Origin of the sequence: Hyphomicrobium sp. LHD-15 (genome assembly GCF_031157355.1) — a bacterium.
Taxonomy (GTDB): Bacteria; Pseudomonadota; Alphaproteobacteria; order Rhizobiales; family Hyphomicrobiaceae; genus Hyphomicrobium_C.
Genome location: NZ_JAVIFT010000001.1, coordinates 973817 through 989248, shown reverse-complemented (window position 1 = coordinate 989248; position 15432 = coordinate 973817). Strand labels below are relative to the sequence as shown.

At 63.3% G+C, this 15432-nt stretch carries 12 protein-coding genes; 10 read left to right on the top strand and 2 right to left on the bottom strand.

Annotated features, from left to right (window positions below):
* Nucleotides 1–17: 17 nt before the first annotated feature.
* The gene (gene nuoN, locus RCO24_RS04505) at nt 18–1463 is read left to right on the top strand and encodes an NADH-quinone oxidoreductase subunit NuoN (RefSeq protein WP_308960204.1); all 1446 of its coding nucleotides are present in this window, start codon (nt 18–20) and stop codon (nt 1461–1463) included.
* Here nuoN and RCO24_RS04500 read toward each other — a convergent pair whose 3' ends face one another.
* A complete protein-coding gene (locus RCO24_RS04500; protein ID WP_308960203.1) occupies nt 1464–1712 on the bottom strand; it encodes a PilZ domain-containing protein in 249 nt (82 codons plus the stop codon). It lies immediately after the preceding gene.
* Nucleotides 1713–1942: 230 nt separating this feature from the next.
* On the opposite strand from RCO24_RS04500, the gene RCO24_RS04495 reads away from it, so the two are divergent.
* From RCO24_RS04495 to RCO24_RS04460, 8 genes are all read left to right on the top strand, one after another.
* Nucleotides 1943–2674: a biotin--[acetyl-CoA-carboxylase] ligase gene (locus tag RCO24_RS04495; protein ID WP_308960202.1), complete on the top strand. Its 732-nt coding sequence runs from the start codon at nt 1943–1945 to the stop codon at nt 2672–2674.
* A gap of 41 nt (nt 2675–2715) precedes the next feature.
* On the top strand, nt 2716–4428 hold the full coding sequence (locus RCO24_RS04490; protein WP_308960201.1) for a ribonuclease J: 1713 nt from the start codon (nt 2716–2718) through the stop codon (nt 4426–4428).
* A gap of 54 nt (nt 4429–4482) precedes the next feature.
* Nucleotides 4483–4887, top strand: a complete 405-nt coding sequence (mce, locus tag RCO24_RS04485; protein ID WP_308960200.1) for a methylmalonyl-CoA epimerase — start codon at nt 4483–4485, stop codon at nt 4885–4887.
* A 60-nt stretch (nt 4888–4947) separates the two neighbouring features.
* Nucleotides 4948–5226: a DUF1467 family protein gene (locus RCO24_RS04480; RefSeq protein WP_308960199.1), complete on the top strand. Its 279-nt coding sequence runs from the start codon at nt 4948–4950 to the stop codon at nt 5224–5226.
* 521 nt (nt 5227–5747) lie between these two features.
* Nucleotides 5748–7094, top strand: a complete 1347-nt coding sequence (proS, locus tag RCO24_RS04475) for a proline--tRNA ligase (protein WP_308960198.1) — start codon at nt 5748–5750, stop codon at nt 7092–7094.
* A gap of 21 nt (nt 7095–7115) precedes the next feature.
* The gene (locus RCO24_RS04470; RefSeq protein WP_308960197.1) at nt 7116–8387 is read left to right on the top strand and encodes a lipoprotein-releasing ABC transporter permease subunit; all 1272 of its coding nucleotides are present in this window, start codon (nt 7116–7118) and stop codon (nt 8385–8387) included.
* Nucleotides 8388–8398: 11 nt separating this feature from the next.
* Nucleotides 8399–9115 (top strand): ABC transporter ATP-binding protein, encoded by a 717-nt coding sequence (locus RCO24_RS04465; protein ID WP_308960196.1) that lies wholly within the window; start codon nt 8399–8401, stop codon nt 9113–9115.
* 155 nt (nt 9116–9270) lie between these two features.
* Nucleotides 9271–9948, top strand: a complete 678-nt coding sequence (locus RCO24_RS04460; protein WP_308960195.1) for a DUF2147 domain-containing protein — start codon at nt 9271–9273, stop codon at nt 9946–9948.
* 139 nt (nt 9949–10087) lie between these two features.
* Here the strand turns inward: RCO24_RS04460 and ubiB are convergent, their stop codons facing one another.
* Nucleotides 10088–11683 carry a 2-polyprenylphenol 6-hydroxylase gene (gene ubiB / locus RCO24_RS04455; RefSeq protein WP_308960194.1) on the bottom strand — a complete coding sequence of 532 codons (1596 nt, stop codon included), beginning with the start codon at nt 11681–11683 and terminating at the stop codon, nt 10088–10090.
* A 169-nt stretch (nt 11684–11852) separates the two neighbouring features.
* Here ubiB and dnaE point away from each other — a divergent pair, with 169 nt between their 5' ends.
* Entirely contained in the window at nt 11853–15392 is a 3540-nt protein-coding gene (gene dnaE, locus RCO24_RS04450; protein WP_308960193.1) for a DNA polymerase III subunit alpha, read from the top strand.
* The last annotated feature ends 40 nt before the right edge of the window (nt 15393–15432 follow it).

Genomic DNA, 15432 nt, shown 5'->3' with positions numbered 1-15432 from the left:
AAGGAGGCTTCGGCCCCATGCCCGAGACGACGAGCTTCGCCGCTGCCCTGCCCGAGATCATTCTCGCTGCGGGAGCCATGGGCCTCTTGATGCTGGGTGCCTTCGGTTTCTCCGACGGCGAAAAGTCCGACCGCGCGGGCTGGACCGCGATCCTGATTCTGTTTGCGGCCGGCGTGGCGCTCCTGGGGCAAACCGGCACCGAGCGCGTTTTCAATGACGCGTTCATCTCGGATCCCTTTGCGCGCTTCGTGAAGCTCCTTGTGCTGGCCGGTTCGGCCACGGCCATCCTGCTGTCGTTCGACGACCTTCGGCGCGCCAAGGCCGATCGCTACGAGCTGCCGGTGCTGATTCTGCTCGCGACCGTCGGCATGTTGATGATGGTCTCGGCGGGCGATCTGCTCGCGCTCTATCTCGGCCTCGAGCTGCAGAGCCTTGCGCTCTACGTGCTTGCCGCCTTCCGGCGTGACGACGTGCGTTCGAGCGAAGCCGGCATGAAGTATTTCGTGCTCGGCGCACTGTCGTCCGGCATGCTGCTGTACGGCGCTTCGCTTCTCTACGGTTTCTCCGGCACTACGTCGTTTGCAGGGCTGGCGCAGGCTGCCTCCGCGCCGGGCGCCGCGACCAATCTCGGCCTCATTGCAGGCCTCGTGTTCCTGCTCGTCGGTCTCGCGTTCAAGATCTCGGCCGTGCCTTTCCATATGTGGACGCCGGACGTTTACGAAGGCGCGCCGACGCCGGTCACCGCCTTCTTTGCAGCGGCGCCAAAGCTCGCCGCCATGGCGCTTCTCGCGCGCGTGCTGTTCGACGGCTTCGGCGGTCTCTTCGTTCAATGGCAGAAGATCGTCATTTTCATCGCCATCGCCTCGATGCTGCTCGGCGCGTTTGCCGCCATCGGCCAGACCAACATCAAACGCCTGATGGCTTATTCCTCGATCGGCCACGTCGGCTTCGCGCTCGTCGGCGTCGCGGCCGGCAGCGCAGCGGGCATCGAGGGGCTGCTGATCTATCTCGCCATCTATCTCGTGATGACGCTGGGCGCGTTCGCCTGCATCCTGGCCATGCGCCGCGAGAACGGACCCGTAGAGGAGATCGACGAGCTGGCCGGGCTTGCCGAAACCAACCTGCCGATGGCGTTCATCCTCGCCATGCTGCTGCTCTCGCTCGCGGGCGTCCCACCGCTCGCCGGCTTCTTCGCCAAGTTCTACGTGTTTGCGGCCGCCATGAAGGCCGAGCTTTACGGCCTCGCCATCATCGGCATGCTGACGAGCGTCGTCAGCCTCTTCTACTACTTGCGCATCGTGAAGGTGATGTTCTTCGATGATGCCAAGCCGGGCTTCAGCGCGACGGCACCCTATGTGCGCTTCGTGATGATCGCAGCCGGCCTGTTCGTGCTGCTGTATGCGGTTTATCCCGCGCCGCTCGTCGAAGCCGCTACCGCCGCAGCCAAATCTCTAAGCCTCTAATCAGGCCTCGAACTGAACGCCGATATCGTGACCGCGTCGCCAGACCACGACGCAGGTCGTATCGAGCTTCTCCATCGGTGCGATGAGCTGGAAGCGGTCCGGCACGTCGGCGGTATTGCCGATTGGGCGCAAGCGGGCGCCGCTGTTTGAAAGATCGCGCAGCACGACGGTCACTTCACGATCTGCGATCTTGATGACGCCGGCCTTGTTGGTGGGTTTACGAGAGGCGGTGCGGGATGTCAGTGTCATGCCAGTTCCTTTGCGAGGACGCACACGGCGCCGTGCTCGCGGTCGAGCGTCGCCGGACATCCCTGCTCCTGCGGGCTCTGCCACGCCGAATGGCCGGGCCCGCGTCTTTTGACGAATGATATATATGATAAATATCAGAAGCTTAATGACGCCTTACCAGCCTGCATGATGAAATGTCGCAACCGCGCGCGGATCAATTTACACGCCTCTGATCCAGGTCAGTGCCGCCCATGAATCCAACGCGCACCGAGCGGCTCGATACCGTCGACTCGACTAACGTCGAGGCCATGCGCCGCGCCGTGGCCGGCGAACGGGGTCCATTGTGGATCATGGCGGACGTACAGACGGCCGGTCGCGGGCGCGCGGGACGGAGTTGGACCTCCGAGCCCGGCAACCTGCAGGCAAGCCTTCTGCTCACTCTCGATACCGCCGTTTCAAGGGCTTATCAGCTGTCGCTGGTGGCTGGGATCGCGGTTTTCGATGCGATATCGGCAGGGCTGGGGGCGTCGCCGCCCGGGCTTCGGCTCAAATGGCCGAACGACATCCTGATCGACGGACAAAAGGCCGGCGGAATTCTTATCGAAAGCAGCACCACGCCGGCCGGGCTCGCTGCGGTGATCGGGATCGGGATCAACATTGCGTCAGCGCCCGATCTGCCGGATCGGCCCGCCACCCGTCTCGCAGACCATGGATTCGCGGGCGATTCTGGGGCGCTCCTCGCCGAGATTGCGGATGCGACTCGCATCTGGATCGCGATCTGGGAAAACGGCGCAGGTTTCGAGGTGATCAGGGAGGCTTGGCTAAACCGTGCCCATCCTATAGGGGAACGGATGAGCATCAACACCGGCTCCGAGCGGATCGATGGGGCCTTCCTGGGGCTGGACACCGAAGGCGCGCTGCTTCTCGACACACCAAGCGGCGCTCGCCGGTTTACATTTGGCGACGTTTCACTTTCGCGCTGATCAGGATCGCGGTTCAGAAAAGAAAAGGGCGCAAACGGCGAATGCCTGAAGAGCGGACGAAACGGAGCCAGGCTCAAGGCGAGAACGAGCTTGTCTTTTTAGCCCTTGGCGGCTTGGGCGAGATCGGGATGAACGCGTATCTCTATGGATACGGCCCCCCCGACGCCCGCAAATGGCTGATGGTCGATCTCGGCATCACCTTTCCCGAAGGCGAGGATGATCCGGGCATCGACGTGATCTTCCCCGATCTTCGCTTCATCGAAGAGGAAAAGAGCACGCTCGCCGGGATCGTGATTACGCATGCCCATGAAGATCACATCGGCGCCGTCATCGATCTCTGGCCGCGTCTCGGCGTGCCGGTCTATGCAACTCCGTTCACCGCCGGGATGCTGAAGGCGAAGCTCGCCGAATACGGCGGCAAGCTCAACATTCCGATCCGCGAAATACCGCTTAACGGGCGATTTCAGGCTGGACCGTTCGATGTCGAGCTGTTCGAGATGTCTCACTCGATCCCCGAGAGCAGCGCGTTGGCGATCCGCACGCCCGCGGGCTTGGTGGTCCACACCGGCGACTGGAAAATCGATCTCACGCCCACCATCGGTGGCGCGCCCGACCAACGCCGCCTGATGGCCTTGGGCGACGAAGGTGTACTCGCGGTGGTGGGGGATTCCACCAACGCCATGCGCGAGGGAAAATCGCCGTCCGAGCGCGACGTTGCGAAAACGCTGGCCGACATCGTGAAGGATGCCCCCGCGCGCGTCGCGGTGACGACTTTCGCGTCCAACGTGGCGCGCGTGAAAGCGGTGGCGGATGCAGCGCGGGCCGCAGGCCGCGAGCTGGTCGTGGCCGGGCGTGCGCTCCATCGCGTCATAGAGGTCGCGATCGATACCGGCTATTTGCCCCAGGGTTTCCGCTACGTCGACCAGCAACGGTTCTCGGAGCTGAAGCGGTCTCAAGTGGTATGTCTCTGCACCGGCAGCCAGGGCGAGCCGCGCGCCGCCATGGCCCGCGTCGCCGAGAACGAACACCCCGATATCTCGCTCGACAAGGGCGATCTCGCGATCTTTTCCTCACGCACCATTCCCGGCAACGAAAAGGCCGTCGGCTGGATCCAGAACAACCTCGTGCGCATGGGCATCGAGGTGGTGACTGACAACGAAGCGCTGGTCCACGTCACCGGGCATCCGCGCCGTGACGAGCTGCGCCAGCTCTATGCCTGGACGCGCCCGAAGATCGTCATTCCGATGCACGGCGAGGCGCGCCATCTCAAGGCGCATGCCGCGCTCGCCCGCGACGCCGGCGTCTCCGAAGTGCAAGTGGCCTACAATGGCGAAATGGTGCGCTTGGCGCCGGGTCCGGTCCGCATTGTCGACGACGCGCCGGTCGGGCGCCTGTTCCGCGACGGTCGCCTGATCGTTCCTTCGACCGATGGGCCGGTGCGCGAGCGGCGCAAGCTCGCGGTCGTGGGCATCGTCGTTGTGGCGCTCGCGCTCACGCGCCGCGGCGAGCTGATGGCCGAACCGCAGATCGTCATCGACGGCGTGCCGGCCGAGGACGAGGACGGCGAGCCGATGGACGAACTCGTCCTGACGACTGTGGAGGGAACCCTGAAAAGCATTCCCCGCGATCGTCGCCGCGACCTGGAAATGGTGAGTGAGGCGGTCCGCAGGGCGGTGCGCGGAGGGGTCGCCGCGGCCTGGGGCAAGAAGCCTATTGTCAAGGTGCTGGTGAGCGTGATCGATGGGAAAGGCTGAGGCCTGCCCCGTTGATAGAGATCGATATTTTTTGAGAGTTGAGGACTTAGGACGATGATCGGACGCCTGAACCACGTGGCCATTGCAGTCAAGGATCTGGCTGCGGCGACGGCCGTTTACAAGAACGCGCTCGGTGCCGTGGTGACGGATCCGACACCGCAGCCCGATCACGGCGTAACCGTCGTTTTCGTCGAGCTGCCGAACACCAAGATCGAGTTCCTGGAGCCGCTCGGCGCCAACTCGCCGATCGCCAAGTTCCTGGAAAAGAACCCGGACGGCGGTATCCATCACGTCTGCTACGAGGTGGACGACATCATCGCCGCCCGCGATAAGCTCAAGGAGCAGGGCGCTCGCGTGCTCGGCGACGGCAATCCCAAGATCGGCGCCCACGGCAAGCCGGTTCTGTTCCTGCATCCAAAGGACTTCCTCGGAACGCTCACGGAGCTGGAGCAGGTCTGATACGGCCGCCTCGGCCTGATCCGTCAAAACAACGAAAAGAACAAAAAGGGAGACGAGAACATGTCCACGAGCCTCGCCGTTGCCCTTTACATCGTGATCTGGTGGCTGACGCTCTTCGTCGTGCTGCCGTTCGGCGTGCGAACCCAGGGTGAGGCAGGCGACGTCGTGGAGGGCACGCCGGCCAGTGCACCCGCCACGCCGCGGATTCTGCGGACCCTGATCATCAACACGCTGGTTGCAGCCGTGACGTTCGTCTTCGTTTGGACGGCGCTGGAGAATGACTGGCTTGGGCTCTACAGCGGCGTTCAGCTGGGAGTGCCGGGCGGCACAACGCCCTGAGCCGCGTTTCCTGAACAACGAGCGCGCGCGTCCAGACCAAAGTCGATTGGGGTTCCCCCAAATGCAAAGAGCAAGGCGATCGCCTTGCTCTTGCCAACTCTTGGCACTCGCTTGACGGCGTTTTTACGCCGTTTGCTTTTATCGGCTCTAGGAACCTGGAGATGTCTCCAGCTCTGCGGCCTTTTTCTCCCTAGACTTGGGCCCCGAGCCAATTGGTCATAGGCCTCGCCCCTGTCACGTGAACGAGCGCACCATAACTGAACGGCGGCGCTATGTCACGGGTCCAGGTGGAAAAAAAACGCAAGTGCCCAAAGCTCATGCAGGCCCCCGCTCGCGAATTGGCTCCGATGACGAATTGGTGACGGATTGCCCATTTCTCGGGCCTCCGCGCGAGGATTCATTGCCCTTAACCGCAATCCTGGGTATTGACGGCCCGGGGCCATCTCGGGCCCTGCGGGCGGCCTTTGGGGGCGCCTGTTCCGCACCCGGTCGCCTTTGCGCCGCAACATAAGACATGGCCCATGCATCTTTCCCGCTACTTCCTGCCGGTTCTGCGCGAGACCCCCAAGGAAGCCGAAATCCTGTCTCATAAATTGATGCTGCGGGCCGCTATGGTGCGCCAGTCGGCGGCCGGCATCTATTCCTGGCTGCCGCTCGGCCTGCGGGTGCTGAAGAAGATCGAAAACATCGTCCGCGAGGAGCAGAACCGCGCCGGCGCCGTTGAGCTGCTGATGCCGACGATCCAATCGGCTGATCTCTGGCGCGAGAGCGGGCGCTACGAAGCCTACGGCAAGGAGATGCTGCGCATCACCGATCGTCATGAGCGCGACATGCTGTTCGGCCCGACTGCCGAAGAGGTGATCACGACGATCTTCCGCGACAGCATCAGGAGCTACAAGGACCTGCCGCGGAACCTCTACAATATTCAATGGAAGTTCCGCGATGAGATCCGCCCGCGCTTCGGCGTCATGCGCGGACGCGAATTCCTGATGAAGGACGCCTACTCCTTCGATCTCACCAAGGAAAACGCACGTGCCGCTTACCGGCGCATGTTCGTCGCCTACCTGCGCACCTTTGCGCGCCTCGGCCTGCGCTCGGTACCGATGCAGGCTGACACCGGCCCCATCGGCGGCGACCTTTCGCACGAATTCATCATTCTGGCCGAGACCGGTGAAAGCCAGGTCTTTTGTCACAAGGATCTGATCGAGGGCGAAATTCCGCCCCCGCATACCGATTTCCAGGGCGATCTCACGCCGATCTTCGACAAGTGGACGTCGCTTTACGCCGCCACCGAAGAAAAGCACGATCCCGCCCGTTTCGAGAGCGAGGTGCCCGAGGACAAGCGGATTTCCGCACGCGGCATCGAGGTCGGTCACATTTTCTACTTCGGCACCAAATATTCGGAACCCATGGGGTGCCGGGTTCAGGGGCCGGATGGTCAGCAGGTGACACTCGAAATGGGATCGTACGGGATCGGCGTATCGCGCCTCGTTGGCGCGATCATCGAGGCGAGCCACGACGACGCGGGCATCGTGTGGCCCGTGCCTGTCGCGCCGTTCGAGGTTGCCGTGATCAATCTCAAGGTTGGCGACGAGGCGACCGACAAGGCAGCTCTCGACGTCAAGGCGCGGCTCGAGAGCGCCGGCATCGATGTTCTTTATGATGACACCGACGATCGCGCCGGCGCTAAGTTCGCGACGATGGATCTGATCGGCATTCCCTACCAGATCATCGTCGGCCCGAAGGGCGTCAAGGCCGGCGAAATCGAGATCAAGGACCGCAAGACGGGCGCGCGCGAAACCCTGCCGATCGAGGCGGGCATCGCGCGCACGATCAGCAGCGTCGTCGATCAGCGCGTTCTGGCCTGATAACAAAAAAGGGTAGCGCGCATGGCGGCAGCATCGATTGACACGAAGCCTTTCTCGCCGTTCGAATGGCTGCTCGCGTCGCGCTATCTGCGCGCGCGCCGCAAGGAAGGGTTCGTTTCGGTTATCGCCGCCGTTTCGTTTCTCGGCATCATGCTGGGCGTGGCGACGCTGATCATCGTGATGGCCGTGATGAACGGCTTCCGCAAGGATCTGTTCGCCAAGATCCTTGGTCTCAACGGCCATGTCGTCGTCTACAAGATTGGCGAGCCCTTCACCGATTATCCCGATATCGCCAAGGCCGTGGCCCGCGCTCGCGGCGTGGAACATGCCATCCCCCTGATCGAGGGACAGGTGATGGTGTCGTCCGCCGTGCAGGCGTCCGGTGCGGCCGTGCGCGGCATCCAGGAGGCCGATCTCAAGGCCCTGAAGCTCGTCTCCGACAACATCCGCTATGGTTCACTCGACGGCTTCGACCAGTCCGGCGGCCTCGCGATCGGTATGCGCCTCGCCAACTCCATGCGCATCAATGTCGGCGACACGCTCACCATCATTTCCCCGCGCGGAGCCGCGACTCCATTCGGCACCGCGCCACGCTCGAAAACCTATCCGGTGACGGCGATCTTCGAACTCGGCATGTCCGAGTACGACAAGACCATGATCTTCATGCCGCTGTCGGAAGCGCAGCGCTATTTCTCGAAGTTGGGGGAAGTCGATATTCTCGAGGTCGTCATCTCCGACCCCGAGAATGTCGACGATGCGGCCATCAGCATCCGCACCGAGGCGGGTCCGACCATCAACGTGACGGACTGGCGACAACGAAACGAGACCTTCTTCACCGTCCTCGAGGTCGAGCGAAACGTGATGTTTATCATCCTCTCGCTGATCGTCCTCGTCGCCGCGCTGAATATCATCTCGGGTCTCATGATGCTGGTGAAGGACAAGGGACGAGACATCGCGATCCTGCGCACCATGGGCGCGAGTAAGGGCTCGGTGATGCGTATCTTCCTGATCACCGGCGCCTCGATCGGTATCGTCGGCACCCTCGCAGGCCTGCTCATCGGCGTCGTGTTCTGCCGCTACATTGAGGAGATCCGCCAGTTCGTGGCCTGGGTAGCGGGCACCAAGGTGTTCGACCCGAACGTCTACTACCTGACGCGGCTGCCCGCGGACATCAATCCTGTCGAGACCGGCTCCATCGTCGCCATGGCCATGACGCTTTCTGTTCTGGCGACGCTCTATCCCTCGTGGCGCGCTTCGCGTCTCGATCCCGTCGAAGCGCTGCGTTACGAGTAAGGGGCCAAAGCGTGTTTGATCCGAACCATCAGCAGCACGTGCCGGTCCTGAGCCTGATCGATCTCCGGCGGACATTCCATCAGGGAACGCGTCAGATTCACGTGCTGGCCGGCGCTGCCATCGACGTGTGGCCGGGGCAGTGCGTGGCTCTCGTCGGACCATCGGGCACCGGCAAGTCGACACTGCTGCACATTGCGGGCCTGCTCGAAACCCCCGATTCCGGTCACGTCGTGATCGCCGGGCGCGACTGCGCCGCGATGGGCGACGACGACCGGACACGCGTTCGCCGCGCCGAGATGGGCTTCATCTACCAGTTCCACCAGCTCCTGCCCGAGTTCTCAGCGCTGGAAAACGTAGCGATCCCGCAGATGATCCTGGGGCGCTCCCGCTCCGAAGGCGAGGACCGCGCCCGCAAGCTTTTGTCCTCGCTCGGCCTTGCCGAACGTCTCGATCACCGCCCGGCCCAGCTGTCCGGCGGCGAGCAACAGCGCACCGCCATCTGTCGTGCGCTCGCCAACCGTCCGCGCCTGATCCTGGCCGACGAGCCGACCGGAAACCTCGATCCGCAAACCTCGGACCTGGTGTTCCACGAGTTGATCGGGCTCTTCCGCAGCGAGGGTGTCGCGGCGCTGATTGCCACCCACAATCTGGATTTGGCGCGACGAATGGACCGGGTCGTGGTCCTCGAAAACGGCCTTTTGGTCGAAATTCCGCCCAACGCCTTGTAAAAATCGCGGACTTCGCCCGTGTTTCTGGCGGAACAGCGCCGATTTGGGGCGCCAAGCATTATGGCTTAGGGTCCGGTTCGTGCGGACTTGCCGGCGGCCTGGAACGCACGTTCCCGCTTGGCCGTTGAAAATCGAGACAAGACAAGGAGGCAGCCATGCCGATCGAAAGACACGTTCTTCGCATCCCCGCTCTCGCGGCCTTGCTGCTCGCGGCATCCCCCGCAATGGCCGCAGACGAGCCTCTGGGCGTATGGGTCAACGACACCGGCCGCGGAGCCATCGAGATCAAGCCATGCGGCGACAAGCTTTGCGGTCATGTCGTGTGGGTGAAAGACACCGCCGACGTTGAAGGCTGCGGCCGTCAGATCATCGGCGACCTCACGAGCTCCGGCGGCGGCGCCTGGGGCGGCGACAACGCCTGGATCTACAGCCCCGAGAAAAAGAAGAAGTACGACGTCGAGGTCACGCCTCAGAAAGACGGCACGCTCAAGGTTATGGGCTATGCCGGCGTGAAGTTCCTGTCCAAGACGATGGTCTGGACGAAAGCCCCGGCCGATCTCGTTCGCTGCAGCACGCAGGAAGCGGCCGTTCCCGCGCCCGGTAGTGCCGACCCCAAGGGCGCAGCGACGAATGAAGCCGCCCCCGACGACAAAGCCGCGCCGAAGAATGACGAAACCAACGTTGCCAAGAACGATAAGGAGAGCGTTGATCTCAACGGCCTCAAGGAGCAGTTCGGCGACGTCTTTAAGCGCGACGGCAAGGGTAACTGCAAGGTCGACCTGCCGTGGGTGAAAGTCGATTTCGAATGCAAGGGCGACGGCGAGAAGAAGTAACTGCGGACTTCCCGCAGACACGACGCTTAAAGGACGCATTCAATGAAAAGGCGGCGCAGCCATCCGGCTCGCCGCCTTTTTTTTCCGCGTGTCTCGCTCACCGTCACACCGCCGGTGTCCAGTCACGCCCGCAGGATGTCTAGATCACCCCGACATACTTCGCCGCCAGCGCCGCGAGGCTCAACGCGCCGATCCACGTTGCAATCCGCCGAAACCGGTCGCGCCGGCTCGTCGCCTGTGCGATCTGTTCGATCGTCGCCGGATCGAGCCGCAGGCCCTGGCGTGCCATCTCGGCGAGGCCCGACGAAGCACGCTCCGCCTCCGCAAGCATCGTCGGCACTTCGGCGAGCACGCGCGCAAGCGTCGTCGCGCCTTCGCCCGCCTTCTTGAGCTGCCCGCGCGCGCCGTAGTTTGCCTCTACCCACTCGGCCGCGACCGGCTCTGACGCCGTCCAGAGATTGAGCGAGGGATCGAGCCCGCGCGCCACGCCCTCCACGATCACCATGCTCTTCTGCAGCAGGATCAGCTCAGGTCGCGTCTCCATGTCGAACACGTCGGTGTAGGCGAAGAGCTGCCCCAGCAGATCCGCCATCGAGATTTCATCCGCCGTGCGCCCGTGGATCGGCTCGCCGATCGCTCGCAGCGCCTGCGCGAACACTTCGACAGGATGATGCGGCGGCACATAGCCCGCCCAGAAATGCACTTCCGCCGCGCGCCGGTAGTCGCGCGTGATGAGCCCGTAGAGGATCTCGGCAAGGAAGCGCCGCTCCTTAGTGCCGAGCCGTCCCATGATGCCGAAATCGACAGCGACCACATTGCCCGCCTTGTCGACGAACAGGTTGCCTTGGTGCATGTCGGCATGAAAGAAGCCGTCGCGCATCGCGTGCGTCAGGAAACTCCGCAGCACGGTGAGACCAAGCTGCTTCAGGTCATGACCTTCGGCTTTGAGCCGTGTGCGGTCGGAGATCGGAATGCCGTCGATCCAGTCGGTGGTCAGCACGCGCTTGGCGGTGCGCTTCCAGTCGACCGACGGCACGCGGAACTTCTCTTCCTTGCCGATGTTCTCGGCCATCTCCGACATCGCCGCGCCTTCGAGCCGGAGATCCATCTCGAGCTCGGTCGTGCGCGCGAGGTTTTCGACGACGGCGACGGGCTTGAGACGGCGCGACGGCGCGTGCACGCGCTCGATCAGGTTCGCCGCAAAGAAATAGCTGTCGAGGTCGCGCTGAAAACGCTTCTCGACGCCCGGCCGGAGGATCTTGACCGCCACCTCGCGCCGCTGGCCCTTTTCGAGCGTGACAGCCTTGTGAACTTGCGCGATCGAGGCCGCTGCGACGGGAGGTCCAAATTCGATGAAATGATCTTCCAGTTTGCCGCCGAGCGCGTCTTCGACAGCCCGGCGCGCTTCCGCCATGCTGAACGGCGGCATCTTGTCTTGCAGGTGTCCGAGATCGCCCGCGAGCTCCGGCCCGATCACGTCGCCGCGCGTCGCGAGAAACTGCCCGAGCTTGATGTAGCTCGGCCCGAGCGCGGCCAGTGCAGACGAGATGCGCCGCTGCTTCGGCTTGCCCACGTTGAAGGGGGCCGACACGATCTGGATCGGCAGCGTCAGCAGCCGCGCAAACCGAAGCGGGAGCGGAACCGGCTGGCCCTTCGGCACGAAGCGTACCCCGTGTTGGGCCAACACGATGCCCGCCCGCGAAAGCCGCCAGAGATTGGTGAAAGCGTTTGCCATGGTCGCCCAAAGCGGTACTGGCCCTGGCGCGCCCTGGCAAGCCGCGTTTCTGCTCTTCGTTTATCCGGCGTGAGCGCCTATGTGGATAGCGGGAGCAACTACAACTATCGTCAGTCCAGAGCCGAAATCGGACCTTGGGCGCCGCCAGAATCATCTTAGCAATGTCAGCATGACAGCCCCATCCCTTCCCAAATTCGTCCACCTCAAGACCCACTCGGCCTATTCGCTGCTCGAGGGCGCGCTGCCGATCGGCAAGCTCGCCAAGCTGGCCGAGGCCCACGGCATGCCGGCCATCGGCCTCACCGACACCAACAATCTGTTCGGCGCGCTCGAGTTCTCGGACAAGCTGTCGGGCTCGGGCATCCAGCCCATCGTCGGCGGGGCCTACGACACCGACTTCGGCGACGGCACGGCGGGGAGCGGCCCCGCCGCCCTGATGCGCGCCGGCCAGAACGAACCGCCCGTGCGCCCTGCTGGCGCGCTTGCGCTGTTTGCATCGAACGCGGACGGCTACGCCAATCTCATCAAGCTCGGAAGCCAGGCCTTCCTGCTGCCGGACCCCACCGATCCGACCCACATCAAGATCGATGCGTTGGCTGAGCACAGCAAAGGCCTGATCGCGCTGACGGGAGGCCCGCTCGGTCCCATCGGCCGCGCGTTGTCGGAAGGCCAGGCCGATCTCGCCCGCGAGCGGCTGACCCGCCTGCAGCGCATCTTCAACGGCAGCCTCTACGTCGAGCTACAGCGCCATGGGCTCAAGTCCGAGGAAGAGATCGAGCCGCAATTGATCTCGCTCGCCTACGACCTCGGCATCCCCCTGGTCGCCACCAACGAGGTCTACTTCGCGACACCGGACGACTACGAGGCCCACGACGCGCTGATCTGCATCGCCGAAGGCCGCATGGTGACGGAGGACAACCGCCGCCGCGTCACCCGCGATCACTATTTCAAATCTGCCGACGAGATGGCGGCGCTGTTTGCCGATCTGCCCGAAGCACTCGAAAGCACCGTCGAGATCGCGCAGCGCTGTGCCTACCGACCGGAGAAGCGCAAGCCGATCCTGCCGCGCTTCGTGCCTGCCACCGACGGCATGAGCGACGAGGAGATGCTCGCGGCCGAGGCCAGCGAGCTCAACCGCCAAGCCGAGGAAGGCCTGCGCGCGCGCCTTGCGGTCAACGAGCTGGCGCCGGGCTTTACCCGCGAGGATTACGACAAGCGCCTCGCCTTCGAGCTGGACGTCATCGCCCGCATGAAATTCCCGGGCTACTTCCTGATCGTTGCCGACTTCATCAAGTGGTCGAAGTCCAACGGCGTGCCGGTTGGGCCGGGCCGTGGCTCGGGCGCGGGCTCGCTCGTCGCCTGGTCTCTGACGATCACCGACCTCGATCCGTTGCGCTTCGGCCTGCTCTTCGAGCGCTTCCTGAACCCTGAACGCGTTTCGATGCCGGACTTCGACATCGACTTCTGCCAGGAGCGGCGCGACCGCACGATCCGTTACGTGCAGGAAAAGTACGGCACGGATCGCGTCGCCCAGATTATCACCCACGGCAAGCTGCAGGCGCGCGCGGTTCTGCGCGACGTCGGCCGCGTGCTGCAGATGCCGTATGGTCAGGTCGACCGGCTTTGCAAGCTCGTGCCCAACAACCCGGCCAATCCCGTCACGCTGCCCGAAGCCATCGAGGGCGAGCCGAAGCTGCAGGAAGAACGCGACAACGATCCGCTCGTCGCGCGCCTGCTCGAGATCGCCCAGAAGCTGGAAGGCCTCTACCGCCACGCCTCAACGCACGCCGCAGGTATGGTGATCGGTGACCGCCCGCTCGATGAGCTGGTGCCGCTCTACCGCGATCCCAAATCGAACATGCCCGTCACCCAGTTCAACTGGAAGATGGTCGAGGCGGCGGGCCTCGTGAAGTTCGACTTCCTCGGCTTGAAGACGCTGACCGTGCTCACCAAGGCCGTCGAGCTCGTGAAGCGCGGACGCGGCATCGACATCGATCTTCTCTCGCTGGCACTCGACGACAAGCCCTCCTATGAGCTTCTCGCCAAAGCCGATACGGCGGGCGTGTTCCAGCTCGAAAGCACGGGCATGCGCGAAAGCTTGAAGCGGCTGAAGCCCGACCGCTTCGAGGACATCATCGCCATGGTGGCGCTCTATCGTCCTGGCCCCATGGACAACATCCCGACCTACATCAACCGCAAGCACAAGGAAGAGCCGGTCGACTATCTCCATCCCATGCTCGAAGGCATCCTGAAGGAGACGCACGGCGTCATCATCTACCAGGAACAGGTGATGCAGATCGCCCAGGTGATGGCCGGCTACTCGCTCGGCGACGCTGACTTGCTGCGCCGCGCGATGGGTAAGAAGGACAAGGACGAGATGGCGCGGCAGCAGGCGCGCTTCGTCGAAGGTGCGATGAAGAACGGCGTCAAGAAGGATGATGCCGTCTACATCTTCGAGCTGGTCGACAAGTTCGCGGGCTATGGCTTCAACAAATCGCACGCAGCCGCTTATGCGCTCGTCAGCTACCACACCGCCTACATGAAGGCGAACTTCCGCGAGGAGTTCCTGGCTGCGTCCATGACGCTCGACGCCGGCAACACCGACAAGCTCGCGATGTTCGCCGCCGAAGCCAAGAAGAGCGGCATCCGCGTGCTGCCTCCCTGCGTCAATGCCTCTGCAGTCGAATTTCTCGCCGAGGCGCCGAAGAAGGGCGAGGACCACGGCGCTATCCGCTACGCGCTCGCCGCGCTCAAGAACATCGGTGCAAGCGCGGTCGAGACGATCGTCGAAAGCCGCAACGCCAAGGGTAACTACACGTCGCTCGCGGATTTCGCATCCCGCATCAACACCAAGGCCGTGAACAAGCGCGCGCTCGAAACGCTCGCCGCAGCTGGTGCCTTCGACATGTTCGAGAAGAACCGCGCGCTCGTCTATGCCAACGTCGAGCAGATGATGACGGAGGCCGGCAAGAAGGCCGACGACGACCAAACCGGGCAGGGGAGCCTGCTCGGCGGCATGGAATTGAACGCTACGGCTGTCGTATTGAAGTTGAAGCCCGCCGAAGCTTGGACGCCGATGGAAAAGCTGCAGGAGGAATTTTCTGCAGTCGGCTTCTTCCTGTCCGGCCATCCGCTCGATCAATACGAAAAGGCGCTCGCCAAGTTGGGCGTGCGCCGCTACGTGGATTTCGAGACCGCGAGCGCGCTGGGTGTTACCGGGGGCAAACTTGCCGGCATCGTGATTTCCGCGCGTGAACGCCGGTCGCAGAAGGGCAACAAATTTGCCTTCGCGATGTTCTCGGACAGCAGCGGCCAGTTCGAAGCCGTGATCTTTTCCGAAACGCTCGCCAATTCGCGCGGGCTGCTCGAAGCCGGTACGCCTGTGTTGCTGAGCGTCGAAGGTGAGCGCGACGGTGATGCGCTCAAGATGCGTGTTCAGGATGTGAAATCGCTCGAAGACGCGATGAAGCAGCTCGTGTCGTCGGTGAAAGTGCTGTTGGACGGCGACGCGCTGGCGCGAAATCCCGCCACGATTGAGCAGTTGAAAGCGTTGCTCAAGCCGGGAAGAGCCGAGCTTTCCATCGAGTTGAGCTTGAGCGGATACGAGCGCCCGGTGCCGATCGCCACCAAGGGTAAGTATGAGCTTTCCGCTAAAACCATCGGTCGCATCACGACGGTACCCGGTGTTTTGGAGGTCGTAGAGACCTGAGTTAGCCGGTCGCAGGGCACTCCCGGAACCATGCGCTTTG